Annotated in this window: 31 protein-coding genes and 2 tRNA genes; 25 read left to right on the top strand and 8 right to left on the bottom strand. The window is 67.8% G+C overall.

Going from position 1 to position 24,561, the window contains the following annotated elements:
* Positions 1-31: 31 nt before the first annotated feature.
* The 5 genes from SOM10_RS12275 to SOM10_RS12255 all read right to left on the bottom strand — a co-directional run bounded on the left by SOM10_RS12275 (position 32) and on the right by SOM10_RS12255 (position 4,977).
* A complete protein-coding gene (locus tag SOM10_RS12275) occupies positions 32-787 on the bottom strand; it encodes an HAD-IIB family hydrolase (RefSeq protein WP_295104669.1) in 756 nt (251 codons plus the stop codon).
* Complete coding sequence (locus SOM10_RS12270; RefSeq protein ID WP_056279845.1) at positions 784-1,260, bottom strand: VanZ family protein; 477 nt, start codon at positions 1,258-1,260, stop codon at positions 784-786. The genes SOM10_RS12275 and SOM10_RS12270 overlap by 4 nt, the downstream gene beginning before the upstream one ends.
* Before the next feature lie 69 nt (positions 1,261-1,329).
* Positions 1,330-1,403 (bottom strand) — tRNA-Pro (locus SOM10_RS12265).
* A gap of 53 nt (positions 1,404-1,456) precedes the next feature.
* Positions 1,457-2,392: a metallophosphoesterase gene (locus SOM10_RS12260; RefSeq protein ID WP_053097377.1), complete on the bottom strand. Its 936-nt coding sequence runs from the start codon at positions 2,390-2,392 to the stop codon at positions 1,457-1,459.
* Positions 2,389-4,977: a transglycosylase domain-containing protein gene (locus SOM10_RS12255; protein WP_053097375.1), complete on the bottom strand. Its 2,589-nt coding sequence runs from the start codon at positions 4,975-4,977 to the stop codon at positions 2,389-2,391. The genes SOM10_RS12260 and SOM10_RS12255 overlap by 4 nt, the downstream gene beginning before the upstream one ends.
* Before the next feature lie 78 nt (positions 4,978-5,055).
* On the opposite strand from SOM10_RS12255, the gene SOM10_RS12250 reads away from it, so the two are divergent.
* Together SOM10_RS12250 and SOM10_RS12245 are read left to right on the top strand one after the other, a co-directional pair.
* Entirely contained in the window at positions 5,056-5,280 is a 225-nt protein-coding gene (locus SOM10_RS12250) for a hypothetical protein (RefSeq protein WP_320490231.1), read from the top strand.
* Positions 5,277-5,735 carry a RidA family protein gene (locus SOM10_RS12245; RefSeq protein ID WP_320490230.1) on the top strand — a complete coding sequence of 153 codons (459 nt, stop codon included), beginning with the start codon at positions 5,277-5,279 and terminating at the stop codon, positions 5,733-5,735. The genes SOM10_RS12250 and SOM10_RS12245 overlap by 4 nt, the downstream gene beginning before the upstream one ends.
* 79 nt (positions 5,736-5,814) lie before the next feature.
* Here the strand turns inward: SOM10_RS12245 and acs are convergent, their stop codons facing one another.
* Entirely contained in the window at positions 5,815-7,782 is a 1,968-nt protein-coding gene (acs, locus tag SOM10_RS12240; RefSeq protein ID WP_320490229.1) for an acetate--CoA ligase, read from the bottom strand.
* A 413-nt stretch (positions 7,783-8,195) separates the two neighbouring features.
* Here acs and SOM10_RS12235 point away from each other — a divergent pair, with 413 nt between their 5' ends.
* From SOM10_RS12235 to SOM10_RS12180, 12 genes are all read left to right on the top strand, one after another.
* Complete coding sequence (locus tag SOM10_RS12235; protein WP_285364137.1) at positions 8,196-9,209, top strand: TadA family conjugal transfer-associated ATPase; 1,014 nt, start codon at positions 8,196-8,198, stop codon at positions 9,207-9,209.
* The gene (locus SOM10_RS12230; RefSeq protein WP_320490228.1) at positions 9,203-10,099 is read left to right on the top strand and encodes a type II secretion system F family protein; all 897 of its coding nucleotides are present in this window, start codon (positions 9,203-9,205) and stop codon (positions 10,097-10,099) included. Before SOM10_RS12235 ends, SOM10_RS12230 begins: the two co-directional genes overlap by 7 nt.
* A 54-nt stretch (positions 10,100-10,153) precedes the next feature.
* Complete coding sequence (locus SOM10_RS12225; protein ID WP_320490227.1) at positions 10,154-10,351, top strand: DUF4244 domain-containing protein; 198 nt, start codon at positions 10,154-10,156, stop codon at positions 10,349-10,351.
* On the top strand, positions 10,351-10,695 hold the full coding sequence (locus SOM10_RS12220; RefSeq protein WP_053097363.1) for a TadE family type IV pilus minor pilin: 345 nt from the start codon (positions 10,351-10,353) through the stop codon (positions 10,693-10,695). The genes SOM10_RS12225 and SOM10_RS12220 overlap by 1 nt, the downstream gene beginning before the upstream one ends.
* 28 nt (positions 10,696-10,723) lie before the next feature.
* Positions 10,724-11,053: an Rv3654c family TadE-like protein gene (locus SOM10_RS12215; RefSeq protein ID WP_056279855.1), complete on the top strand. Its 330-nt coding sequence runs from the start codon at positions 10,724-10,726 to the stop codon at positions 11,051-11,053.
* A 98-nt stretch (positions 11,054-11,151) separates the two neighbouring features.
* On the top strand, positions 11,152-14,025 hold the full coding sequence (gene topA, locus SOM10_RS12210) for a type I DNA topoisomerase (RefSeq protein ID WP_320490225.1): 2,874 nt from the start codon (positions 11,152-11,154) through the stop codon (positions 14,023-14,025).
* Complete coding sequence (gene tmk, locus SOM10_RS12205) at positions 14,022-14,651, top strand: dTMP kinase (protein WP_320490224.1); 630 nt, start codon at positions 14,022-14,024, stop codon at positions 14,649-14,651. Before topA ends, tmk begins: the two co-directional genes overlap by 4 nt.
* A 155-nt stretch (positions 14,652-14,806) precedes the next feature.
* Positions 14,807-15,964: a DNA polymerase III subunit delta' gene (locus SOM10_RS12200; RefSeq protein WP_053097355.1), complete on the top strand. Its 1,158-nt coding sequence runs from the start codon at positions 14,807-14,809 to the stop codon at positions 15,962-15,964.
* Positions 15,961-17,517, top strand: a complete 1,557-nt coding sequence (locus SOM10_RS12195) for an alpha/beta hydrolase (protein WP_320490223.1) — start codon at positions 15,961-15,963, stop codon at positions 17,515-17,517. The genes SOM10_RS12200 and SOM10_RS12195 overlap by 4 nt, the downstream gene beginning before the upstream one ends.
* Positions 17,518-17,568: 51 nt before the next feature.
* Positions 17,569-17,644, top strand: a tRNA-Thr gene (locus SOM10_RS12190).
* 125 nt (positions 17,645-17,769) lie between these two features.
* Positions 17,770-19,050, top strand: coding sequence for a tyrosine-type recombinase/integrase (locus SOM10_RS12185; RefSeq protein ID WP_320490221.1), 1,281 nt, complete (start codon positions 17,770-17,772; stop codon positions 19,048-19,050).
* Between the two features lie 64 nt (positions 19,051-19,114).
* The gene (locus SOM10_RS12180; RefSeq protein ID WP_320490219.1) at positions 19,115-19,495 is read left to right on the top strand and encodes a DUF2510 domain-containing protein; all 381 of its coding nucleotides are present in this window, start codon (positions 19,115-19,117) and stop codon (positions 19,493-19,495) included.
* A gap of 6 nt (positions 19,496-19,501) precedes the next feature.
* Here the strand turns inward: SOM10_RS12180 and SOM10_RS12175 are convergent, their stop codons facing one another.
* Both SOM10_RS12175 and SOM10_RS12170 read right to left on the bottom strand, forming a co-directional pair.
* Positions 19,502-19,927, bottom strand: a complete 426-nt coding sequence (locus SOM10_RS12175; protein WP_320490218.1) for an ImmA/IrrE family metallo-endopeptidase — start codon at positions 19,925-19,927, stop codon at positions 19,502-19,504.
* Between the two features lie 21 nt (positions 19,928-19,948).
* Positions 19,949-20,380 carry a hypothetical protein gene (locus SOM10_RS12170; RefSeq protein WP_320490216.1) on the bottom strand — a complete coding sequence of 144 codons (432 nt, stop codon included), beginning with the start codon at positions 20,378-20,380 and terminating at the stop codon, positions 19,949-19,951.
* A gap of 169 nt (positions 20,381-20,549) precedes the next feature.
* On the opposite strand from SOM10_RS12170, the gene SOM10_RS12165 reads away from it, so the two are divergent.
* The 11 genes from SOM10_RS12165 (at position 20,550) to SOM10_RS12115 (ending at position 24,529) form a co-directional block, all read left to right on the top strand.
* Entirely contained in the window at positions 20,550-20,825 is a 276-nt protein-coding gene (locus SOM10_RS12165) for a helix-turn-helix domain-containing protein (protein WP_320490214.1), read from the top strand.
* Entirely contained in the window at positions 20,822-21,040 is a 219-nt protein-coding gene (locus tag SOM10_RS12160; RefSeq protein ID WP_320490213.1) for a helix-turn-helix domain-containing protein, read from the top strand. The genes SOM10_RS12165 and SOM10_RS12160 overlap by 4 nt, the downstream gene beginning before the upstream one ends.
* A complete protein-coding gene (locus SOM10_RS12155; RefSeq protein ID WP_320490211.1) occupies positions 21,040-21,228 on the top strand; it encodes a hypothetical protein in 189 nt (62 codons plus the stop codon). Before SOM10_RS12160 ends, SOM10_RS12155 begins: the two co-directional genes overlap by 1 nt.
* 462 nt (positions 21,229-21,690) lie before the next feature.
* Positions 21,691-21,924 carry a hypothetical protein gene (locus SOM10_RS12150; RefSeq protein ID WP_320490209.1) on the top strand — a complete coding sequence of 78 codons (234 nt, stop codon included), beginning with the start codon at positions 21,691-21,693 and terminating at the stop codon, positions 21,922-21,924.
* 30 nt (positions 21,925-21,954) lie between these two features.
* Positions 21,955-22,170, top strand: a complete 216-nt coding sequence (locus SOM10_RS12145) for a hypothetical protein (protein ID WP_320490208.1) — start codon at positions 21,955-21,957, stop codon at positions 22,168-22,170.
* Positions 22,167-22,610 carry a hypothetical protein gene (locus SOM10_RS12140; RefSeq protein ID WP_320490206.1) on the top strand — a complete coding sequence of 148 codons (444 nt, stop codon included), beginning with the start codon at positions 22,167-22,169 and terminating at the stop codon, positions 22,608-22,610. The genes SOM10_RS12145 and SOM10_RS12140 overlap by 4 nt, the downstream gene beginning before the upstream one ends.
* A 2-nt stretch (positions 22,611-22,612) precedes the next feature.
* Complete coding sequence (locus SOM10_RS12135) at positions 22,613-23,098, top strand: hypothetical protein (protein ID WP_320490205.1); 486 nt, start codon at positions 22,613-22,615, stop codon at positions 23,096-23,098.
* 216 nt (positions 23,099-23,314) lie between these two features.
* Positions 23,315-23,476: a hypothetical protein gene (locus SOM10_RS12130; protein WP_320490204.1), complete on the top strand. Its 162-nt coding sequence runs from the start codon at positions 23,315-23,317 to the stop codon at positions 23,474-23,476.
* Positions 23,476-24,015 carry a hypothetical protein gene (locus tag SOM10_RS12125; protein WP_320490200.1) on the top strand — a complete coding sequence of 180 codons (540 nt, stop codon included), beginning with the start codon at positions 23,476-23,478 and terminating at the stop codon, positions 24,013-24,015. The genes SOM10_RS12130 and SOM10_RS12125 overlap by 1 nt, the downstream gene beginning before the upstream one ends.
* Positions 24,012-24,161: a hypothetical protein gene (locus SOM10_RS12120; protein WP_320490198.1), complete on the top strand. Its 150-nt coding sequence runs from the start codon at positions 24,012-24,014 to the stop codon at positions 24,159-24,161. The genes SOM10_RS12125 and SOM10_RS12120 overlap by 4 nt, the downstream gene beginning before the upstream one ends.
* Positions 24,158-24,529 (top strand): hypothetical protein, encoded by a 372-nt coding sequence (locus SOM10_RS12115; protein ID WP_320490196.1) that lies wholly within the window; start codon positions 24,158-24,160, stop codon positions 24,527-24,529. The genes SOM10_RS12120 and SOM10_RS12115 overlap by 4 nt, the downstream gene beginning before the upstream one ends.
* The last annotated feature ends 32 nt before the right edge of the window (positions 24,530-24,561 follow it).

Here is a 24,561-nt window from a genome sequence, read left to right as displayed (position 1 = left end):
CGTCCCCGGATTCGAGGGGAGGGGAGGGCTGTCAGAGGGTCGCGAGAAGCTCGTCGAGCTTGTCTGCGGTGTCCTCCCACCCCTCGACCGCGACCGAGGGCACTCCGATCGCCAGGACGGGGTAGTCGTTGCCGCCTTCATCGAGTCGGTCACCGTAGAACAGCATCGAGGTGAGGGGGATGCTGGTGTGCTCGGCGAGCTGCTTCATGCCGAAGGCCTTGTCGATGCCGGCCAGAGTGATGTCGATGGAGGTCGAACCGCCGGATCGCACTTCGAGCTCGGGGAGTCTCGCCGCCACGGCGTCCCGAAGAGCTTCTCGTTTCGTACCGGACGGGTCCCACTCGTGCTTGGCATCGCGGGGAGCCTTCTGCCCGAGCGCGGAGAAGGTGATCTGGGATCCGCGGTCCTCGAGGATCTCACCCCAGGGCTGAGACTCCCACAGCCCCAGACGCTCCGCCTCCTCGCGCAGGGCGGCGAGAGCGCCGGCCTTCTGCTCCGCGGTGAGGTCGTGGGCGTAGAGCGGCGAGAAATCGGTGCCGTCGTGGCGCAGGTACCGTGTGCCGCAGGTGGGGAGCAGGTGCAGTCGCGCCGCGGCCGCCTCGTCGATGGTTCCGAGCCGCGCGATCACCTGAGCGCGGAACTGCGCCTCGTTGCCGCCCGAGATGATCGCGACCTCGACCCGCTGCAGCAGCGCGAGCAGCAACGAGGCGATGCGAGCATCGATGGGCTCTTTCGACGGGGCGAGGGTGTCGTCGAGATCGAAGGCGACGAGTGCAGGCGAGGTCATGATGCTTCCAGAGTAGACGGGCGGTGCTGAGAGACACGCGGAGCGAAGAGGAGGGTGCACAGGATCGCGAGCGCTACGCCGATCAGCGCGCCGCCGGAGTTCGCGATCACATCGGACACGGTGGCCGTGCGATTCGGCAGGGCGAGGCGCTGGGCGGCCTCGATGGAGAGGGACACTGCCGGGCCCAGGGCGAGCGCCAGCGGCCAGAGGCGGCGGGGGATGAGGATGAAAGCCAGGATGCCGATGGGCACGAAGACCAGAACGTTGGCGATGACCTCGAGGCGGGTGAAATCAAGAGACTCCCACCCCAGTCGGTGCGAAACGGACAGCACGAGATCGAGCAGGTTCGGCATGGACTGCTCGATGCGCGTCGGCGTGAGCGTCAGCAGCGCGATGCCGCCGAAGAACGGCAGGGCGAGAGCGAGGGCGATGCCTCGGGTCAGTCGTCGAGGCGGGGGGAGCAAGCGACTCATGCGGTGCCTTTCTCCTCGTTCCGGATACAGAGAAGGCCGCCCGTGAGGACGGCCTTCCGGTGTTACTTGTCGGGGTGACAGGATTTGAACCTGCGACCTCTTCGTCCCGAACGAAGCGCGCTACCAAGCTGCGCCACACCCCGTTTTGCAACCCTCCGAGTCTACAGCGAAATGCTCCCAGCGCCGAATCGAGGCATCAACCGCGCGCCGTCAGGGTCAGCAGCGTCGCCTCGGGGCGGCACGCGAAGCGTATCGGCGCGTAGATCGAGTGTCCGCAGCCCGCGCTGACATTGAGGGGCACGGCGCGATCGCCCTGAGTCCACGTGCTGAGACCCTTCGCCTGCTTCAGCGGGATGTCGCAGTTCGCTACGAGAGCACCGAAACCGGGCAGGCACACCTGACCGCCGTGCGTGTGGCCTCCGAGGATGGCGTCGGCGCCCATCTCCACGAACCCGTTCAGGACGCGCTGATAGGGCGCGTGCGTGACGCCGAGAACGGATGTGCCGGCAGTCCGCGGGCCGAGAGCATCGATGGCGTCCGGCAGGTCCTCGAGCCGGTCCCAGTCGCAGTGCGCATCACTCACGCCGAACAGGTCCAGGGGACTGCCGGCCACCGTGAGTCGCGCTGCGGCGTTGTTCAGGCTCGTCCATCCGAGCTCGTCGGTGAAGTACGCGTCCATCGCATCGGTGTCGAGGAAGTTCAGCTCTCGCGGGCGCTGCGACGGGCCGGCGAAGTAGCGGATCGGGTTCCGCGGCGAGGGGCCGATGACGTCGTTGGAACCGTGCACGAAGACACCGGGGATTCCGGCGAACGGCTCGAAGGCACGTCTGATCCCGGCGAGACCGTCGCGGTGTCCGAGATTGTCGCCGGTGTTGACGATGAGATCGGGCTTCAGCTGCGCGAGTGACGCGAGCCAGTCCTGCTTGCGGTGCTGCCACGGAGCCATGTGCGCGTCCGAGATGTGCAGCACGCGCAACGGCGCGGAACCCGGGGCGAGAGCGGATGCGGTCGCCTCACGCACCGTGAAGAGGTAGCGCTCGATGCCGATGCCCCAGACGGCGGCTGCGGCACCAGCGGCCCCCACCGCGCCGAGCGCGATGAGGGCCGGGTGCGCCGCGTGGCGAGACGTCACTTGCAGCGGACCTTGATGGACGTGCTCTTCGTCGTCGGTGTGTTCGCGGCCGGGTCGGTGGACGTGACCGCGGCGTTCTGACCGTTGCATGACCCGTCGAAGTCGATCGACGAGAACCCTGCCCCGAACAGCGCGCTCTGCGCTTCGGCCTTCGATTGTCCGGTGATGTCGGGCACCGTCGCGCCCTGGCCGTTGCTCGGCGAGATCGTGATCGTCGCACCGCTCGGGGCCTGTCCGGACGGGTCCTGCGCCATGACGACATCGCCGGCGGGACCGTCCACGGCGGGTCCGACGGCTGCGGTGAAGCCCGCAGCCTCGATGAGAGAGGTCGCTTCGCCGACGGACTTGCCCACCACGTCGGGAACGTTCGTCAGAACCTGACGAACCAGCTTGTCGTCGGGGCGAGGGAAGTCCTCCGCGGGGTACACGGCATCCGCGGCACCCTGGATCGCCTTGGCGAGGCCGTAGCGGATGTCGCCGAGTCGCGTCCCGTTGCCGTTGCGGAAGTCGTTCAGCGGCACGCGGCCGTCGACGTTTCCGACCCACACCGCTGTCGTGACCTTGGTGCTCGACTCGACGAGCATGGTGTGCTCCTTCTCGGCGGTACCGGTCTTGCCGATCAGCTGGGTTCCGTCGTACGGGTTGGCCCTCGTTCCGGTGCCGTTGCCCTCCATGACGCCTCGCAGTGCGTACGCGGCGGTCGCGGCGACCTCAGGGGTGAGCTGCTGGGAGCACTTCTGCGCGGGAGGAGTGATCTCCGCGCCGTCCTCGCCGACGACCCGGTCGATCACGCGAGGCTCGCAGTAGACGCCGTTGTTGGCGACGGTGGCGTAGGCGCCGGCCATCTGCAGAGGAGCCACGCTCTTCGAGCCCAGAACCGTCGGGAACGGATCGTTCGGAGCGGTGTTGGCGTTCGTTCCGCCGACCGTGATGTCGTCGCCGTTGCCGTAGTGGACGCCGAGTCGCTTCGCCACCTCGTTGATGTCGCAGAGATCGAGCTGCTGCGCCATCGCGAGGAAACCGGTGTTCAGGGACTGCGCGGTGAACTGTCGCACGCTGCCCACCGAGCCGCCGGAGTTGCCGAAGTTGTTGATCTTGGAGCTGTTCGTCACCTTGTCCCCGCACCTGGTGAAGGGGCTGAAGGTCTTGAGGCGACCGTCGAGGACCTGGTTCACGGAGTGGCCGGACTCCAGCCAGCTCAGAAGCGTGAACAGCTTGTAGGTCGATCCCGTCTCGAACCCGTAGGTCGAGCCGCCATGCGCCTTGTCGGCCGCGAAGACCTGAGAGGTCTCGCCGGCAGCCAGGTTGGCCTCGGTCGTCTCGTTGAAGACGGTGTTCTGTGCCATGGCGAGTACCCGACCCGTGGACGCCTCGATCGACACTCCGGTGCCACCGACGAGGATCCCGGGCATCGCCTGCGGGACCTGCGCCCTGACCGCGTCGATCGCGGGCTGCTGGACCCGCAGATCGAGGGAGGTGTAGATCTCCATTCCGCCGCGGCGGAGGTTCGAGCGACGCTCCTCTTCCGTGGCGCCGAACGCCTCGTCGTTCTCGATGACGGCCTTCACGTACTGGCAGAAGTACGCGTTGTCGCCCGCGGCCGCACAGCCCTGCTGGGGCTCGCTCAGCAGGGGAGTGACCGGCGAGGCGACGGCCTCGTCGTGCGCGGCCTGCGTGATCTTCGCGTCCGCGAGCATCCGATTGAGGACGTAGTCTCTGCGATCCTTCGTGTCCTTGTAGCCGTCGGCGTCCCCGTTGTGCGCCACGCCGGCGTCATCCGTCCAGATTCCCTCGGGGCGGTCGATGCGGAATCGGTTGGGCTCCTGCACCATGCCGGCGATCGTCGCCGCCTGCGCGAGACTGAGATTCGCCGCGCTGGTGGAGAAGTACCGGTTCGCTGCGGCCTCGATGCCGTAGATGGTGCCGCCGAAGTTGGCGATGTTGAGGTAGCCGAGGAGGATCTCGTTCTTCGAGTAGTCCTTCTCGATCTTCAGCGCATAACGCATCTCCTGCAGCTTGCGCTCGACGCCCTTGCCGCCGTCCGCGACCGCCGCATCGAGGAAGCACTGCTCGATCTGCTTGGAGTAGTCCTCGGCCGCGGGGTCGACGTCCTGCTCGCACTCCTGCACCTGGACGTTCTTCACGTACTGCTGCGTGATCGTGGAGGCTCCTCGATCGGTCGTGCCTGCGACGTTGCCGACCGCGGCCTTCAGTGTCGCGCCGAGGTTGATGCCGCCGTGGGTGTAGAAGTTCTTGTCCTCGCTCGACAGGATCGCGTCGTACATCACCGGCGCGACCTGGTCGTACGCCACGGGGATGCGCTTCTGCTCGTAGAACGACGCCAGGGCGACGGGGTTGCCGTCGAGACCGGTCGCATAGATGGTCGACTGCTGCATCGGCGCGCCGACCTGAAGGTTCTCCGGCAGGTCTTCGAAGATGGTGAGGGCCTGCGACCCGGCGATACCGGTCATGGCGAGGACCGGGGTGACGCTGGCCGCGACGAGGAGGCCGGCGACGGCGCTCAGCCCGACGAGTCCGAGGACTCCGCCGAGCGCACCTTTCACCGTGCGATTCTTTTGAGGCATACGCTTGATCGTAGGGGAGTTCCCTGAATACCGCCTTTGACGCAGCCGCCAGCGCGGATGCCGCCAGACAGGAGTGCCATGACCACCTGGGAGTACCTGACCACCCCGCTGCTGATCCACAACACCGCAGCGATCCTCAACAACTGGGGCAAGCAGGGCTGGGAGCTCGTGCAGGTCATCCAGGGCCCCGAGGGTGGGCTCGTCGCCTACTTCAAGCGCCCGGTGACGGCGGATGCCTCGGGCAACGCCGGTCTCGCTGCCGCCGCCGAGGCGTCCCGCCAGTTCGATGGGGGAGCGGCATGAGCGTCTCTGCGCGTCTGACCGAGCTGGGCATCGAGCTCCCCGTCGTCGCGGCGCCGGTCGCAGCCTACGTCCCGGCGGTCGTGCACGACGGACTCGTCTACACCTCCGGCCAGCTGCCTTTCGTCGAGGGAGCGCTTCCCGCGACGGGCAAGGTCGGGGCAGAGGTCACCGCCGAGGACGCCAACGCCTATGCGCGCACCTGCGCCCTGAACGCTCTCGCGGCGGCTGCGGCTGCGGCCGGGGGCGTGGACAGGATCGCCGGAGTGCTGCGGCTCGGCGGCTTCGTGGCATCCACCCCCGATTTCACCGGCCAGCCCGGCGTGATCAACGGGGCGAGCCTGGTGCTCGGCGAGATCTTCGGCGACGCCGGGCAGCATGTCCGCGCGGCAGTCGGTGTGCCGGTGCTCCCGCTCGACAGCCCGGTCGAAGTCGAGGCCACGTTCATCCTGGCCTGAGGTCGCCACCCCTCACCACGCGCATACGGCAACGCCCCCTTCCGGATCGATTCGGAAGGGGGCGTTTGCTGCATCCGCGCTATTTGACCTGCGCCGAGATGATGCTCATCACCGCGGTGTCGGCCAATGTGGTGGTGTCTCCGACCTCGCGCCCCTCAGCCACATCGCGCAGCAGACGCCGCATGATCTTGCCCGAGCGCGTCTTCGGAAGCTCGCCCACGATGTACACGTCGCGGGGCCGTGCGATCGCGCCGATCTGCTCACCCACCCAGAGGCGCAGCTGCTGCGCGAGTCCGGCGGGGTCGTGCGCCGAGAGGTAGCTCTCCTTGATGATCACGAATGCGACGACGGCCTGACCGGTCGTCTCATCTGCCGCGCCGACGACCGCGGCCTCGGCCGTCGCCTCGTGTGCGACGAGCGACGACTCGATCTCGGCCGTCGAGAGGCGGTGTCCGGAGACGTTCATGACGTCGTCTACCCGGCCGAGCAACCAGAGGTCGCCGTCCTGGTCGAGGCGCGCACCGTCACCGGCGAAGTAGTAGCCCTGCTTCTCGAACTTCTCCCAGTACGTCTCCGTGAACCGCTCAGGGTCGCCCCAGATGCCGCGGAGCATGCTCGGCCACGGTTCGGTGACGACGAGGAGGCCGCCGTTGCCGTTGCCCACCTCGGCGCCCAACTCGTCGACGACGTCGATCGAGATTCCGGGCAGCGGCACCTGGGCGGATCCCGGCTTGGTGGCGGTGACACCGGGCAGTGCAGAGACCATGATCGCGCCTGTCTCGGTCTGCCACCAGGTGTCGACGATGGGCGTCTTGCCCGCGCCGATCACGTCGCGGTACCAGATCCACGCCTCGGGGTTGATGGGCTCGCCCACCGAGCCGAGCAGGCGCAGCGACGACAGATCGAACTTCGCGGGCACGCTGCGGCCGATCTTCATGAACGAGCGGATCGCGGTGGGCGCCGTGTAGAAGATCGAGACCTTGTACTTCTCGATGATCTCCCACCAGCGCCCGGGGTGCGGCGCGTCAGGCGTGCCCTCATAGATGACCTGGGTCGCGCCGTTCGCCAGCGGACCGTAGGTGACATAGCTGTGTCCGGTGATCCACCCGATGTCGGCGGTGCACCAGTACACGTCGGTCTCGGGATGCAGGTCGAACACGTACTTGTGCGAGTAGGCGGCCTGAGTGAGGTACCCGCCGGAGGTGTGCAGGATTCCCTTGGGCTTTCCCGTAGTCCCGGAGGTGTAGAGGATGAACAGCGGGTTCTCGGCGGGGAAGGCCACGGCAGTGTGCTCGGGGGAGGCCGCGGGGACGACCTCGTGCCACCAGAGGTCGCGACCGTCCTCCCAGTCGACCTCGTTCTCGCCGCGCTTGACGACGAGCACGTGATCGACCGTCTGCTGCTCGCCGTCGCCGCGGTCGGCGAGCGCCTGGTCGACGGCCGGCTTGAGCGCGGATACGCGGCCCTTGCGGTAGCCGCCGTCGGCGGTGATGACGAGCTTCGCCCCTGCGTCATCGATGCGCGAGCGGAGGCTGTCGGCGCTGAACCCGCCGAACACGACGGAGTGGATGGCGCCGACGCGGGCGACGGCGAGCATCGATGCGACCGCTTCGGGGATCATCGGCAGGTAGATCGCGACGCGGTCGCCATGGCCGATGCCGAGCCCCTCCAGCACGTTCGCGACGCGCTTGACCTCCTCGGTCAGCTCGGCGTAGGTGATCGACCGGGAGTCGCCCGGTTCGCCCTCCCAGTGGAGAGCGACACGGTCGCCGTTGCCCGCCTCGACGTGGCGGTCGAGGCAGTTGTACGCGACGTTGAGCTCGCCGTCGTCGAACCACTTCGCGAACGGCGGGGTCGACCAGTCGAGCACGCGAGTGAACGGCTTGTGCCACTCCAGCAGTTCGCGTGACTGGTCGGCCCAGAAGGCCTCGCGGTCGGTCGACGCATTCTCATACAGCCGGGGAGACGAGACCGACTGGGCGACGAACTCCTCGGACGGCGGGAACTGGCGGGTCTCATCGAGAAGGTGATCGATCTGGCTGCTCATCGGCAGGCGCTCCTTTGCGGCGTGGCAGGTCGTGCGGGCATGAACGCATCTCTGACGCGATCAGGTCAGGGCGAATCTAGTCCCGGGCACGGACATCGCATTACTGCCGAAAGTCGGTAGTCCGACGGGTTTTGTCAGGACGGTCGCCTTGCGTACACTCGACGACAGCCGAATTCTCATTCTGGCCTTGGCGTGCCCGATTCCCCCATGAGGGACGCCGTGGGCGGCATCTCATTCCCCCCGTGAGGTGCCGCCCATCTCTATGCCGGGAGCGCTCCCATCCTGGGCCTCGCGATCTGACGCCGTCCACACCCGCTCTGCACGGATGCCATCGTCCAGACGTTGCTCACAGTGGTCGTCGCGGGAGCGCCGCGGCGACCCCGCGGATCCGCCGTGAGCCCTAGCTTCGGGGCATGCCTGATCCCTTCGTCATTCAGCCGCGCGGCTCGGCGGCGCTCGTCGACGGAACCGTCCGGGGTGCTCCTTCGCCGCTGCAGGTCGATCCCGCCTTCGGCCTCCTCGCCGAGCACTGCGCAGACGAGGAGGTCACCGACATCTTCGTCAACGGCGCATCCGGGCTGTTCATCGACCGAGGGCATGGTGCGGAACCCGTGCTCGGGTGGAGCGCGTCCGAGCGGGAGGTCCGCGACCTAGCGGTCGGGCTCGTCGGACTCGGCGGTCGACATCTCGACGACCAGGCTCCGTGCGTCGATGTCAGGCTCGACTCCGGCATCCGCGTCCATGCCGTGCTCGCGCCGATCTCGACGTCGGGGACGGCGCTCTCGATCCGTGTGCCCAGAGTGCGCGCTGCCGATCTCGGCGCGCTGGCAGCGCTCGGCTCCTTCGACGCGGCCCAGCACAGCTGGCTTCTCGAGCTCGTCGCCGAGCGCGCCAACATCCTCATCACCGGCGGGACGGGAACGGGCAAGACCACGCTGCTGTCGGCATTGCTGTCAGCCGTCCCGGCCTCTGAGCGCATCGTCACGATCGAGGACGTCGCCGAACTGCGCCCGCAGCATCCCCACCACGTCGCTCTGGAGGCACGGCAGTCGAATCTCGAGGGAGCCGGCGGCATCAGCCTCGCCCGGTTGGTCCGCGAGTCGCTGCGCATGCGCCCCGACCGTCTCGTGGTCGGAGAATGCCGCGGCGAGGAGGTGAGAGAACTCCTGACTGCTCTGAACACCGGACACGACGGGGGAGCGGGAACTCTCCACGCGAGCGGTCTCAGCGACGTGCCGGCCCGGCTCGAAGCGCTCGGCGCCCTCGCGGCGATGGATGCCACGGCGCTCGCGCGCCAGGCGGTGAGCGCGTTCACGATCGTCCTTCATCTCGACAGGGCGCCTGGGGGGCGGAGACGCATCGCGCACGCCGGCGAGCTCGCGGTGAGCGGGGATCGGCTGAGCATCGAGGAGGTGCGGCCGTGGTGAGGGGAGGGCGCCGTCCGGTCGTCGAGACCGGGGGCGATGCCGCGACATCGGTGCAGACGCTCGCGGTGCTTCTCCAAGCCGGCGCGGTGCCGATGGTCGCATGGCGCCATCTCGCCTCGATCGGCGACCGTCACGCTGCGTCCGTGGTCGAGCGGGTGGATGGCGGCGTCCCACTCCTCGCGGCCATCGAAGCGGAGGGTGGCGCGTGGCGTGACCTCGCGGCTGCCTGGGAGATCGCGACAACCGTCGGCGCACCGCTCGCCGAGGTGCTGAGGATGCTCGCCGAGACGCTCCGCGACGCGTCATCCGCCGCCGACGACGTGCGCATCGCGCTCGCCGAGCCCGCGGGAACCGCCAAGCTCCTGCTCTGGATGCCGTTCGCCGGCCTCTTCCTCGGCTTCGCCCTCGGCTTCGACACTGTCGGCGTCATCGTCGGGACGCCCGCCGGCGCCGGGTGCGTGGTCGCCGGGCTCCTACTGGTCGCCGCGGCGCGCGCGTGGACCGGGCGACTCCTCACGCGGGCGCGCCCCGAACCGGGAACACCGGGCATGCGAGCCGAGCTCATGGCGGTCGCCCTCTCAGGAGGCGCGTCGATCCCACGAGCCCTGCGCCTCGTCGCCGAGAGCCCGGCATCCTCTACCGGTGACGACGCTCGCATCGGCGCGGTGCTCGAGCTGTCGCATGCTGCCGGGGTCCCGGCGGGTGAACTGCTTCGGGCTTCCGCCGGCCAGGAGAGACACGCGTCACGGGTGGACGGACGCCTTCGCGCGGCCAAGCTCTCGACGACGCTGCTCATCCCGCTCGGAGTCTGCACTCTCCCGGCCTTCCTGCTGCTCGGCGTCGCACCGCTTCTGCTGAGCGTGCTCGCCTCCACTCCACTGCCGCTGTGACGGCCGAGTTCCACCGGATGCACCGCGTATCCGTCCCATAGAAAGAAGGAACACATGAACACCATCCCCTCGCTCACCCGGCGCAGCGCGGCAACCCTCTTCAGCGACGACAGTGGCGCGGCCACCGCCGAGTACGCCATCACCACGATGGCGGCCGTCGCCTTCGCCGGCCTCCTGGTCGTGATCATGAGGTCAGACGAGGTGCGTGGCATCCTCACGGACCTGGTGCGTCGGGCACTGACGGTGTCGTGATGACTTCCGTCCATGCCGGCGAGCGCGGCTCCGTGACTGCGGAGCTCGCGCTCGCGGTTCCCGCCGTCGTGCTCGTCCTCCTACTCGGAGCCGGCGCTCTGGGCGCAGCCTCCCGTCAGGTGGCACTGCAGGATGCGACCGCTGACGCGGCCCGGCTCCTCGGCAGAGGAGAAGACGAGGGGGCCGCCGCACATGCGGTGTCGGCTGCAGTGCCCGGTGCGTCGATGTCGAGCAGCACGTCGGGCGATCTCGTGTGCGTGTCCGCAGAGACCGACTTCACCGTCGGCGGCTTCGTGAGGGTGGGCGTGCGCGCGTCGAGTTGCGCGCTCGCCGGAGGACTCTGATGTTCTCGACGGTGGAGGTGGAGCACTGATGGCGGGGTCGGTGCTCGCGGCCGGCGTGCTGGTGGTCGGCGCGACTCTGTCATTCGGACTCGCCGCCGTCGGCGGCGCGGCAGTCACTGCGCAGCGCGCAGCGGGAGCTGCCGACGCCGCGGCCCTGGCAGCGGCCGACGCTGCCAGCGGCGCAGTCGTCGTCACGGTCGACCCGTGCACCCTCGCCGCGCGGGTCGCCGCGGCCTCCGGTGCAGCACTCACCGAATGCGCCGTCGACGGCTTCGTGGCGACCGTGCAGGTCAAGGCGAAGTACGCTGGACTCGCTGCCGTCTCCCGAGCCCGTGCTGGGCCACCCGAGGGGATCTGACTGCGGCGCGAGGCACTTTCCGGCGAAAATGCAGGCGACCTCTGTGACCAACCCATCACGGCGGTGTGTATGGTGTGCTTCGAAGAAAGGATGCTCCCTTGGCTGAAGGCAAGAAGCTCGTCATCGTCGAGTCTCCGACGAAGATGCGGTCGATCCAGGGGTACCTCGGCGATGGCTACGAGGTGCTCAGCTCGGTCGGCCATATTCGCGACCTCGCAGACAAGAAGGACATCCCCGCCGCGGACAAGCAGGCGTACGGAAAGTACTCGATCGACGTCGACAACGACTTCGACCCCTATTACGTGGTCTCCGATCGCAAGACGAAGACCGTCGCCGAACTCAAGCGGGCGCTCAAGACTGCCGACGAGCTTCTGCTCGCCACTGATGAGGACCGCGAGGGCGAGGCCATCGCGTGGCACCTGCTCGAGACGCTGAAGCCCAAGGTCCCCGTCAAGCGGATGGTGTTCCACGAGATCACCAAGGACGCGATCCAAGCGGCCATCGGCAACACGCGTGAGCTCGACACCGACCTGGTCGACGCGCAGGAGACCCGCCGTATCCTCGACCGACTGTACGGGTGGGATGTCTCGCCCGTGCTCTGGTACAAGGTCAAGACCGGTCTGTCTGCCGGCCGAGTGCAGTCCGCGGCCACCCGCATGATCGTCGAGCGTGAGCGCGAGCGCATGGCGTTCGTGTCCGCCGAGTACTGGGACGTCGAGGCGCTCGCGTCCTCGTCGTCCGGATTCAAGGTCCGTCTGGTCCGCGTGGACGGCGGTCAGCTCGCCCGAGGCACCGACTTCGACGACGACGGCAAGCTCAAGAAGGCCGTCATCATCCTCGACGAGGCGAAGGCGGCGGCCCTCGCGCTGGCGATCGACGCCGCAGGCACGGGCACGGTCACCAAGGTCGAGGCGAAGCCCGGCACCCGCAGCCCATACGCGCCGTTCACCACCTCCACCATGCAGCAGGAGGCCGGACGAAAGCTCTCCATGAGTGCCAAGCAGGCGATGAGCGTCGCCCAGCGGCTCTACGAAAAGGGCTACATCACCTATATGCGAACCGACTCGGTGGCGCTGAGCACCCAGGCGGTGCAGGCCGCTCGCAGCCAGGCCGTCGCGTTGTACGGCGACAGCGCCGTGCCGCTCAAGCCGCGCGTCTACAAGTCGAAGAGCAAGAACGCCCAGGAGGCGCACGAGGCCATCCGCCCGTCGGGTGAGAACTTCCGCACCCCGAAGTCGGTCGCCGCCGAACTCGACCGCGAGGAGCACCGCCTCTACGACCTCATCTGGAAGCGCACCGTCGCCAGCCAGATGGCCGACGCGAAGTACGAGACCACGACCGTCACGATCGCGGTCGACGCCGGCGGGCAGAAGGCCGAGTTCACCGCATCGGGCACCGTCTACACCTTCAAGGGCTTCCTCGAGGCATACGAAGAGGGACGCGACGAGAAGCGCAACGACAAGGACGCCGACGAGAACCAGTCGCTCCCTGCGGTCGCCGTCGGCGATGACCTGCGGATGTCCGATGCCGAGGCGAAGGGGCACCGCACGACCCCGAAGCCGCGCTTCACCGAGGCATCGCTCGTCAAGGCGCTCGAGGAGCACGGCATCGGCCGCCCTTCGACGTTCGCGAGCATCATCGGCACCGTGATCGATCGCGGCTACGCCACCAAGCGCGGCCAGGCTCTCGTGCCGACGTGGCTGGCTTTCAGTGTCGTGCGCCTGCTCGAGGAGCACTTCGCCGACCTGATCGACTACGACTTCACCGCAGCTCTCGAAGACGACCTCGACGCGATCGCCCGTGGCGAGCAGAAGCGCGTCGAATGGTTGCGTTCCTTCTACTACGGCTCGGATTCGCACGTCGGACTGCGCCAGACCGTCGACAACCTCGGCGAGATCGACGCACGTGCGCTCAACTCCACGCCGATCACCGAGACCGCCACCCTGCGATTCGGCAAGTACGGACCCTACCTCGAGGTCGCGAACCCCGACGCTCCGGACGAGAAGCCGCGCATCGTCAACGTTCCCGAAGACCTCGCTCCTGACGAGCTGACCGAGGCCAAGGCGCAGGAGCTCATCGATGCGCCGGTCGCCGGCGACCGCGTGCTCGGCACGAACCCGGACAACGGCAAGATCGTCGTCGTCAAGGACGGCCGATTCGGGCCCTACGTTCAGGAGAACGACCCCGTCTCTGAAGATGCGGCGGTCGACGAGGCCACCGGCGAGGTCGTCGAGGCGCCCAAGCCCAAGCGTGGGGCGAAGAAGGATGCCGCGCCCAAGCCGCGCACCGCTTCGCTGTTCCGTTCGATGTCGGTCGACACGATCGATCTCGACACGGCGCTGCAGCTTCTCAGCCTGCCGCGCGTCGTGGGAGCCGACCCGGAGAGCGGCGAGGAGATCACCGCGCAGAACGGCCGGTTCGGGCCCTACCTGAAGAAGGGCACCGACTCGCGCTCGCTCGAGAGCGAATCGCAGATCTTCGATGTGACCCTCGAGAAGGCCCTCGAGATCTATTCGCAGCCGAAGTACGGTGCCGGATCGCGCCGAGCATCCAGCGCGCTCGCCGAGTTCGAGGCAGATCCCGTGAGCGGCAAGCCGATCCGCATCCGCGACGGACGCTTCGGCGCCTACGTCACCGATGGCGAGACCAACGTCACGATCCCCCGGGGCCAGAAGGTCGAGGACATCACCTTCGAGACCGCGGTGCAGATGCTGGCAGACAAGCGAGCCAAGGGGCCGGCGCCCAAACGCGGTGCGGCCAAGAAGCCCGCGGCGAAGAAGCCCGCGGCGAAGAAGCCCGCGGCGAAGAAGCCCGCGGCCAAGAAGGCGCCCGCGAAGAAGGCGCCCGCGAAGAAGGCGCCCGCGAAGAAGGCGACCGCGACCGATGCGGAGAAGGCAGCCGCTCGGTCCGCAGCCGCCAAGAAGGCGGCTGCCACCCGTGCCGCTAACGCCGCGAAGAAGGCCGGTTCGTGACGTCTGACTTCGGAGTCTGGATCACGCTCGAAGGCGGAGACGGATCGGGGAAGACCACGCAGTCGAACCTGCTCGGGCAGTGGCTGACGGATGCGGGGCGGACGGTCGTGCGCACCCGCGAGCCGGGTGGGTCGGAGGTCGGCCAGCTGATCCGCGACATCGTGCTCCACCATCGCGGCGACATCGCCCCGCGGGCAGAGGCTCTGCTCTACGCGGCCGATCGCGCGCACCACGTCGCGACCGTCGTTCGACCGGCGCTCGCCCGCGGCGAGGTCGTGCTGCAGGACCGCTACCTCGACTCGTCCGTCGCCTATCAGGGCGCGGGGCGTGTGTTGGACGGCGACGAGATCCGCGACCTGTCGCTCTGGGCAGCCGAGGGAGCGCTTCCCGATCTCACCGTGCTGCTCGACCTCGATCCCGAGTCGGCGCGCGTGCGACTCGACTCCGCCGACAAGCCGTTCGACCGGCTCGAAGCCGAGAAGACCGAGTTCCATGCCCGCGTCCGCGACGCGTACCTCGCCCTGGCCCAGGCCGAACCGGAGCGGTTCCTGGTTCTCGATGCCGCCGCGACTTCGGAGAACATCGCCGAGCAGATCCGCGATCGGGTCTCGACGCTCATCGGCTGATCCGCCCGGCGGTGCGCCCGACCACGTCATGGCCAGGGCATCACCCGGTCGGTGCCGCGTACATCGCCCGGCGGTGCCGCGTACATCGCCCGTCGGTGCCGCGTACATCGCCCGTCGGTGCCGCGTACGTCGGTGCTCCCGATTAGGCTGAGGGCATGCCCCAGACTGTCGCCGCCCCTTTCCCGTGGGCCGACGTGTGGGGGCAGGATGCCGCGGTCGACACGCTGCGCAATGCCGCATCCGATCCGTCCGCGCTCTCGCACGCCTGGCTGATCACGGGTCCTCCCGGGTCGGGACGATCCACCCTCGCGCATGCCTTCGCCGCGGCGCTCGTCGCGGATCACCCGGACGACGAGGCGGCCATGCGTCAGGTCCTCGCGGGAACGCATCCCGATGTGACGGCCCTGCGCACCGACAAGGTCATCATCACGATCGCGGAGGCCCGTGCGCTCGTCGAGCGCTCGTATTTCGCGCCCTCTGCGGGCCGCTACCGCGTGATCGTGGTCGAAGATGCCGACCGCATGGTCGAGCGAACCTCCAACGTGCTCCTGAAGGCGCTCGAGGAGCCGCCCGAGCAGACCGTCTGGATCCTCTGCGCACCGAGCGAAGCCGACCTGCTGCCGACGATCCGCTCCCGCGTCCGCTCGCTGCGACTGCGTGAGCCCGACGTCGCAGACGTGGCACGTCTGATCACCCTCCGCACGGGGGTCGATGAAGCCATCGCCGAGCAGGCCGCCCGCCACGCACAGCGTCACATCGGCATGGCCCAGCGTCTGGCCACCGACGAATCCGCCCGTCGCCGCCGCGACGAGACCCTGAGGTCGGTGCTGGGAGTTCGCGGTGTCAACGACGCCGTCGAGGTCGCCGGGCGCATCATCCAGGCGGCCACGGACGACGCCAAGGCGCTCACTGCCGAGCGCGATGCGGCCGAGCGCGCCTCCCTGCTCCGCACCGTCGGGATCGCCGAGGGGCAGGCTGTCCCGCCCGCCCTGCGAGCGCAGATCTCAGCCCTGGAAGACGATCAGAAGAAGCGCGCGACCCGAAGTCTGCGCGACGGGATCGACAGGGTGCTCACCGATCTCCAGTCGCTGTTCCGTGACGTCGTGATGCTGCAGTTCGGCAGGGACGACGAGCTGATCAACCGTGAGCTTCGTGAGGATCTGGCTGCTCTCGCGGCGGCCTGGCCCGAGACCCGTACTCTTGTCGTACTCGACCACCTTGCCGACACACGCCAGTCGCTGGAGCGCAATGTCGCACCGCTGCTCGCCCTGGAGAGCTTGCTCGTGACTGTCACGAGCGGGAGGACACCGTGAACAATCGACCGACTTCCCGCATCCGACGTGCCGTCGCTGTGATCGCGGGCCTCGCCGCGGCATCGGTCGCACTCTCCGGGTGTCTGTATTCGATGATCCCCGAGCAGGCCGAGCCGAAGCCGTCGACCACCAACGCTCCTGACACGGAGGGCGTCGCCGACGACCTGCTGCCCTACTACGGGCAGACGCTCACCTGGAGCGAATGCGGCACGGGCTTCGACTGCACCGACGTGACCGCGCCGCTCGACTGGGAGAACCCGGGGGAGGGAGAGATCACCCTCTCCGTCGTGCGCCACCAGGCGACGGGAACGGCTCAGGGCTCGCTGCTGACCAACCCGGGCGGTCCCGGCGCCAGTGGAGTCGAACTCATCCGCGACAGCCTCGACTTCGCCGTCGGAGCCGCCCTCATCGAGAACTACGACGTGATCGGCTTCGATCCCCGCGGCGTCGGCGAATCGACGGCCGTGACGTGCTTCGATGCTGCGGGCATGGACGACTACCTCTACTCGATCCCCGCGGGCAAGCGCGGGAGCGCCGAGTGGGAGGCGGAGCTCCTCGATGCGCACAAGGAGTTCGCCGACGCGTGCGAGGCGAACAGCGGTGGCATCCTGCCGTACGTGACGACGATCAACGCGGCGCGTGACATGGATCTGATCCGTGCGGTGCTGGGCGACAAGCAGTTCAACTACCTGGGCTACTCGTACGGCACCTTCCTCGGTGCGACGTACGCCGACCTCTACCCCGACAAGGCGGGGCGCCTCGTGCTCGACGGCGCGATCGACCCTGCCGTCTCGGGCCTCGATGTCGGCGCGACCCAGGCGCTCGGATTCGAGTCGGCCCTTCGCGCCTACATGCAGGACTGCCTCGACTCGGGGGAGTGCCCGTTCACCGGCACGGTCGACGAGGCGATGGCCGACCTCGGTGCGCTGCTGGCGAGTGTCGACGCCGCTCCGCTCGAGAACGGCGACGGACGCATGCTCGGCGCGGACTCGCTGATGACCGGCATCATCGCGGCACTGTACTCGGCTGACAGCTGGCAGTACCTCACCCAGGCCCTCGACGAGGCGCTGCAGGGCGACCCGACGACGGCGTTCTTCCTCGCCGACTTCTACAACGGTCGCGAGAACGGCACGTACCTCGACAACTCGAGCGAGGCGTTCCGCGCGTACAACTGCATGGACTACCCGGTCGAGGACGATCCTGCCGCCGAGGCGGCGACCGAGAAGAAGATCGCGGACGGAGCTCCGACCATCGCTCCGTATTGGAACGGACCCGACTCCTGCTCGGTGTGGCCTTATCCGCCGACCGGCACCCGGGGCGAGATCAACGCCGAGGGCGCGGGCCCCATCCTCGTGGTCGGCACGACCAATGACCCGGCGACCCCGTACGAGTGGTCCGAGTCGCTCGCACAGCAGCTCGAAGAGGGCGTGCTGATCACCCGCGTGGGCGAAGGGCACACCGGATACAACAAGGGCAACAGCTGCGTCGACAGCACTGTGGAGGCCTTCCTGCTCGACGATGTGGTGCCCGAGAGCGACGTCCGCTGCGAGTGATGTCGGCTCGATTCGCGGTGGGGCTCCGGAACGGGTAATATCGATGATCGCGCCGCTTTAGCTCAGTCGGCAGAGCATTTCACTCGTAATGAAAAGGTCGTCAGTTCGATTCTGACAAGCGGCTCCAAGCAAACCCCCGGAATCCCTAGTGGTTCCGGGGGTTTCGTCGTTTATGTCGGTGGCACCTGCGAGGCTCTGCTAGCAGGCGCATGTGTGCACCTATGTGTACACGGTGCCGGGAGAGGAACGGCAATGCCGAAAAAACGCGGCCACGGCGACGGCGGACTGTACCAGTTGAAGGGGCGGAAGCTCTGGCGAGGGGTGATCGACGACGGGTTTCACCCCGACGGTCGACGCCGTCAGAGGTATGTGACCGACCGCACACAGGCGGGAGCGCGCGCGAAACTCGAAGCGCTGCGCAAGGAGATCGACACCCTCGGCGCACCGCTCGACAAGGCGGTCACGGTCGAGGCGTGGTCGGAGCACTGGCTGAGAACTGTCTGTGAACCGGCGATGAAGCCCGCCGCGCTCGCGGGCTATGAGTCGGCCGTCCGGAAGTGGATTCTGCCCATTCTTCGGAAGAAGCGCGTCTCCGCGCTCAAGCCCTCCGACGTCCGAGCCGTCACCCAGGCGGTGACCGCCGCCGGCCGCGCGCCGTCGTCGGCGCAGAAGGTGCACGCTGTGTTGTCGTCGATGCTCGAGTCGGCGCGGATGGACGGGCTGTGCGCGAAGAACGTCGCTCACGACGTCACACCGCCTGGCACGGGGGAGAGCGCCCGCGGTGCGCTCGGCACCGAAGTCGCATTGCGTGTCCTGCAGACGGCGCTCCGTCGGCCGGACGGTGTCCGCTGGTGGTTCGCCATCCTGACCGGAATGAGACAGGGTGAGCGGCTCGGCGCGACGATCGACAGCGCCGACCTCGCCCGCCACGAGTTCACCGTCCAGTGGTCCCTCACCGAGATCCGGTTCAGCCACGGGTGCACCGAGGCCGAGCCGTGCGGCAAGAAGCGCGCTGGCGGATGCCCGCGACGGAAGCTCAAGGTGTCGCCGAGCCTGACGTACCGGCAGCTCGACGGCCGACTGTGCATCGTGCGACCGAAGTCCGGGCGCTCGCGCACGTTCCCGCTCATTCCGGCGCTCGAGGAAGAGCTGAAGGCGTATCTCGCGCAGGACACCCGCCCGAACCCGCACGGGCTGATCTGGCACAACGACGACGGCTCGCCGATCACCGCTGAGCAGGATCAGGAAGAGTGGCGGTCGCTGTTGCTCGAGGCGGGCGTCATCGACGCTGAGCAGGCCAAGCCGCCGCGCGAACGGCTCGCGGGCACCCCGGATACCCCGACGACGCATTTCGCGCGCCACACGACCGCCACGGTCCTCATGGAGCTCGGCGTCGACGCGAAGGTCATCGGGGAGATCGTCGGCCACATGAGCACGCGTACGACGCAGGGATACCAGCACGTGTCCTCCGCAGAAGCCCGCCGCGCGCTCGAGGCGCTCGGCGACCACTTCGCGGGAGCGCTCGCGCGATAAGGTGTCGCTCATGGGAAAACCGGTCCGGGTACACACGGGATGCGCCGACTGCTCGAAGTGCACGATGTCTCGCGCCGGCGTCGGCGTGCGCAACGCCGGACGCGGTGCCGCGGCCGTCGCGACGCTCGGAGTGTCAGAGGCGGCAATGGCGTTCTCCCGCACGTGCACAGCGTGCGGGCACCAGATGTCGCTCCACGACCGTCCGGGCGTGCAGAGCGCCGCAGGGCGCGCGTTCGGGGCGCTGGTGAACGGTCCCGCTGATACTGACGGGCGTCCGTTCCCGCCATCGTTCTACGAGGGCCGGTCGGAGCCGGCGGCATCCGTGCCGTCGGCTCCGGCGCCCGTCGCGTCGAAGGGGCCTGAGGCGGGCTGGTACTCGGACCCGGACGGCACGCCGAACCTCAGGTGGTGGAACGGTCACGACTGGACCGATCACCGGAAGTAGCTCGCCTCAGGAGACGGGAACCTTCCCGGCCCACTGGCCGACGCCCATGCGCGGGTCGACGTAGACGTTGTCCCCGATCCGGGCGAGCACGCTCCGGAAGGCGTCGATGATCCGCGTGGTCACACCGAGGTCATAGGCCATCGCGCCCGTGTGGCCCTCCCAGCGCTCTTCCGCGAGTCGGTAGCGATCCGGCGAGATGAGAAGCAGCGCCGCCCACTCATCAGCGCGCCGTTCCTGCTTCGCGTTCACCGGGCCGAACTTCGAGGGGACATCGCCCCATACTGCGTGCGCGAGTTCGTGCGCGAGCGCGCAGACCTCTTTCCGCATCGTCATGCCCGTGCGCAAGCGAATGCGCTTCAGATCGTGTCGGTATTCACCGTCCCGGCGTGCCAGATCGACATACTCGATCGTGACCCCGAGGGCACCGGCCATGTCCTCAAGCTCCCCCCGCATTTACTCGTACCCCTCATCCGTTTCGTCTCGCTCGTCGCGCTCTGATGCGACAGCTCGAAAGTCATCCTGCACGGGACCACGGACGTTGATCGGGATCGGCAGCTCGCCGGTGAGAGTCTCTGTCGCCGTCGCTTCCTCGATGCGTCGCACGATTTCGCGAGCGAGAGCGAGGTCGTCGTACGCCGACAGCCCGACGCGAGCACCCAGACGGTCGGCTTCGGCGTCCGTGATGTAGCCAGCGGCGACGAAGGCGTCTGCGAAGTCGAGGTCGTATGCGCGGCAGATGGCGACCACCGTCTCCACCACCAGAGTGTTCGCGCCGGTGAGCTGACGGTTCAGCGTCGAGGGCTCGACTCCTGACTGCAGGGCGATCGCGCGCACGCTGCGCGCCCGGGTCGCGTTCAGGAAGTAGTCACTCAGGTTGTCTCGCATGATCACAGTTTGAGGCATCTTTGCATCAAGCGCAACCCCGATTGGCTCGTATTCGCGCGAAAGTGCTGTGCATTTACGACACGCTGACGCGAAACGGGGTTAACTATGCCCAAATCTGTGGCAGAGTTACATCACCACCGAGCAGGATCGCTACACGAAGGGAGTGACTATGACAGTCTCCATCCGCATCAAGCCTGGTCTCGTAGACCGGCTCCGAGAGACTCGCGGACTCAACTCTGAGGACGCCGTCGCCCGCCTCATCCGTTCCGACCGGACCACTCTGCGACGCATCGTCAGAGGGGGACAGCCGTCCGGAGCATTCATCGCCGGCTTCTGCGACGCCTTCGGCCTCGGCCTCGGCGAAGCGTTCGAGATCGTCCACGACGCCCCCGCCGCGACGGTCGGAGCCGACGAGCCCGATCAGGCAGAGAGCCTCGCGGCATGAGCGCCGGCGTCGCCCAGCGGATCGAGTGGCACCCGGGCCTCTTCACGAAGGAGCTGGCCGCGGTATACCTCTCGAAGTCCACGCGGGAGATCGACGACATGCGCTCGCGTGGCGAGCTGATCCCCGTCGGCGACGGGAAGCGCGTCATGTTCACCAAGAAGGAACTCGACCACTACATCGAGAGCCTTCCGGAACGATCGGCCGGGGCCAACTGATGGACACGCTCCCGTTCTGGTTCTGGGCTCCCGCCGCGATCATCCTGTGGTCCCTCGTGATCTTCCCCTGGTTCATCAGCGTCGACACTGGCGCAGAACCGGACCCTGACGGACTGACACCGCTCGACATCTACGAGCGCACCGGCATCTACCCCCACGCCGCCGTCACCGACCGCCCGCGTCGCTAAACCGGGTCGCCGCTCTGGGAGTCCTCGCCGACCCCAGCGGTACTCGTCGCGCCCGATGCCATGCCAACGGGCCGCGATCGCACCAACTCAACTCCACACTGAACAATCCCGCACAGGGATACGAGGGGCCAGTCGAAGCCACGATGCTGCGACCCCTCATGCACCCGCATCGGCGGGCCGTGGCAGGCCCGGGACGATGCGGAGGACGACTGTGCGGGGGAGATAGCGCACCGAAGGTGAAGCCGAGAAGGTGCGCTCGAACGGGGATGACGCTATGTCGCGTCGTGGCCCCGTAGCGAACGTGACGCACACGAGTGCTGAACAACCGCGGGTGACTCATCGAAGGGAAGCCCACAGATTTCCGATCGGCGACGAGATAACGCCGACGCCCGAACCAGGGAGTACACCGTGGGCCAGTCCACGGCGGGCACGCACGACCACCACTCACCACAAGGAGAAGTCATGTCCACGACAGCACGCAAGGCCCGCAAGCGCGCGGGCATCAAGTTCACCCCGAAGCCTCAGAAGGTCGGCACGCCGGTCGAGCAGCGGGCGTTCGTCACGGCCCCCGTCCGGCGGGCATCTGGCGACGCGATCCCCGTCGGTTTCAAGTCCCTCATGGCTCCACGCTCGCCGAAGCGCGTCGAACGATTCATCCAGTCCGGAGGCAGCACGCGGGCGAATCTGCCCCGCTGACCAGAACTCGCCACAACAGAAGGAGACAAGATGCCCACGACAGATCCCGTGAAATGGATCATCCAGACGCCCCGCAGCGAAGTTCATGTCGAAGCTGAATCGGCGACCGTCGACACTCACGGCGGCGAACTTCACATCCTGACCCCGAGACCAGGCGGGGGCCGCGATATCGTCGCTGCCTTTGCCCCGGGCCAGTGGGAGTCGGTCGAGAAAGATGTGCCCGCGACCGAGGCGGCGACCCCGTGACCTTCCTGAACCGTGAAGAGCGCCGCGAAGCGCGCTCCGCTGGCTGGTACACGCTCCGATGGTTCATCGCCATCCTGATCGCCGCGCTGGTCGTCGGCGGCGGGCTCTGGTGGCTGAACGTCGCGACGAGCGGCATACGCGGGCAGGGCGACGGCGTCGTCCAGCGGAACTCAGCGGAGAACTGGCTCGACGCGCAGGCGCGGTTCGAGAACAACTACGCCGAGTACGAGTCGACCCTCGTTCGCATCGACGTCGCGTACAACGCGCACATCGCATCGCCGGATGACAAGACGCTCGAGCAGACCTACCTCGGCACCGTCGGCTACTGCACCGGCCTCGTCGCCGATTACAACGCCGACGCGCGGGACTTCCTCCGTGAAGACTTCCGAGCGGCCGACCTCCCCGCGTCACTCGACGCATCCACCTGCACGAAGGAGTAACCATGCGTTCCAGAATCACCGCCGCTATTGCGAGCCTCGCCGTCATCGCGGCGCTCGCACTCACCGGCTGCACGTCCAGCGAGTACGACCAGCGTCGAGACGATCAGAACTCGGTGACGCTCGACAACTCGCTCGGCATCTCGAACCAGGAAGAGCGGCTCGAACGCGAGGAAGATCCCAACGCGATTCGCTACGTCTACCTCATGAGCAAGACCGCCGGGGCCGAGTCCCCGATCGTCGGCTACTACGTCATCAAGGGCAAGGTCAGCCCGGCAGGCACCCAGCTCGCGCCCGAGCAGGAGATCATCTGCCGCTCGACCGCGGAGTCGTGCCAGGCCGTCGATTCCGCGAAGGACGACGGCACGTACGGCGCCAGCGACGAGGGGTCGTTCTTCTTCACCAGTGACGGGGTGCTCGTCGAGACGACGCTCGACTACATCCAGTCCGACGCACCGCTTGCGATCGACGTTCCGCGTCTCAGCGAGTGACCACCAGCCCGTGCGTGCGCTCGCAGATCGGCGCACGGGCACTCTTCCGCATCTGGGGTGCGGAAGTCGCGGCGGCATGGGGATGCCGCCGCTTTCGGCATCTGGGGTGTCGAGATCCGGCTCTGGGGAGCCGTCGAGTGCGCGCACTCAATCGAAGGGAAGCAGAGGCCCGGGCGTGTGAAACCGCCCGGGCCTCTTCAATGAAAGGACGCACCGATGCGTACACAGAAGGTCACCGCGACGCCGACCCAGACGCTCCGAAACCGTGACAGGTCCGGCGCGGTCGTCACCCGGGGCAGGCTCGTGCCGCACTGGGTGTTCACCGCTCCCGCTCTCGGTTTCGTCGTGTCGTTCCTCGTGAACGTGGCCCCGTTCTGATGGGCGCTGACTTCTACCGTCAGCCGACGAAGACCCTCGAGCGCGAGTTCAAGGCGCTCGGCGCACGGAAGCTCGAGCAGACCGCCCACGGTGCTCGCTACCGGTTCCCGGACGGCGGCACGCACGTCGTCCCCAACCGCGTCAGCCCCGGCAAGGCGCAGGCGATCCTCGAAGGCGTCCAGAAGCGGTACGGGGTGAAAGACCGGCGGTCGAGCACCGACCCGCTGCGTAGCGCCGTCGTCCGCGATAACCCGCCGACCATCGACCCCGACTCGCTGTCGATGTCCCGTCATGCGAATGAGAGGTTCACGCTCATGTCCTCTCAGGTGCGCCTCGCGCGCGCTGAGGTGACGGACGCCCTGCTCTGGCCCGAGCGGGTGATGTGGTCGCCCCTCCACGAGTCGTGGATGTGGGTGCGCGGCCGTCTCATTGTCGCCGCCGCGATCAACGACGACGGCTCGACCGTCATCCGAACCATCCTCTGGGCCACCGAAGACCTCTGGGAACAGAACCCTCGACCTGCGAAGGACGACCAATGAGCAACCGCGTGAACCCGCACGTCCACGACCCGTGCGACGCCTGCCGGGGATGGGGCTTCTACTCCGTCTCGAAAGACCCCGACGAAGTCGCCAAGTGCCTCGACTGCCAGGGCACAGGAACCAAGCCGAAGGAGCCGAACCCATGACCGTCCAGTTCACCCCGGATCGCCTCGCGCACAGCGACGATCCCGAAGTCTCCAAGATCACCGCGATCAGCCTCAGCGGTACGAACACCGAGCGCGTGATGCACATCGTCGTGGATCTGCTCGACGAGCTCGGGCCGCAGACGCCCGCCGAACTCGAGCACGTATACCGGTCCCGGGCCGCGGTGAACGACTGGCCGATGGTCGCGTTCTACAGCGTCCACAAGCGGGTGTCGCAGATGAAGAAGCACATCCGCATCGTCGAGGGCACTGGTGTCCGCGAGGGCGGTGCCGAGCGACTGCGGCTCACCACGGAGCCGCTGAAAGCCCACGGGAAGATCACGGCGCACATGCAGGGCGGTGACGAATGACGCCGCCGCGGAAGCCGGCATCGCACCGGTTT

It is taken from the genome of Microbacterium sp. CFBP9023 (assembly GCF_034045055.1).
GTDB lineage: Bacteria > Actinomycetota > Actinomycetes > Actinomycetales > Microbacteriaceae > Microbacterium.
The sequence above is the reverse complement of the archived record's forward strand: the minus strand, read 5'-3'. Positions and strand labels throughout refer to the sequence as shown.